The sequence below is a fragment of the Actinoplanes sp. ATCC 53533 genome (assembly GCF_003947245.1).
Window position 1 is genome coordinate 1 of sequence record NZ_QHHV01000680.1, and the last position, 537, is coordinate 537.

Consider the following 537-nt stretch of genomic DNA (forward strand, 5'->3'; position numbering starts at 1 on the left):
AAGTCGTCGACGACGGCCTCCACCACCCGCTTGATGTCGTAGGGCTGGTTCGCCGAGTCCGGGATCAGCTTGTCCAGATCAAGATCAACCTCGCTCGGCGCGAGGTCGGCGGGCAGGTCGAAGGTGGTCGGTTCGTCCAGGTTGTTGCTGGGCAGGTACGACAGCAGCGCGCGCACGTAGTCGATCGCGTCGTCCTCGTCGCTGGCCAGGTAGTGCGCGTTGCCGCTGCGGGAGTTGTGCGTGCGGGCTCCGCCCAGCTCCTCCATGCCGACGTCCTCGCCGGTGACCGTGCGGATGACGTCCGGGCCGGTGATGAACATGTGCGAGGTCTGGTCGACCATCACCGTGAAGTCGGTGATCGCCGGGGAGTACACCGCGCCGCCCGCGCACGGGCCCATGATCAGCGAGATCTGCGGGATGACGCCGCTGGCCCGGACGTTGCGGAAGAAGATGTCGGCATACAGGCCGAGCGCGACGACGCCCTCCTGGATGCGGGCGCCGCCGGAGTCGTTGATGCCGATGATCGGGCAGCCGATC

Annotated in this window: 1 protein-coding gene; it reads right to left on the reverse strand. The window is 67.4% G+C overall.

The genetic code is table 11. The annotated features are described in order from the left end of the window. On the reverse strand, positions 1–537 hold a 537-nt coding region (locus tag DMB66_RS60610; RefSeq protein WP_305028469.1), incomplete at both ends, for a carboxyl transferase domain-containing protein.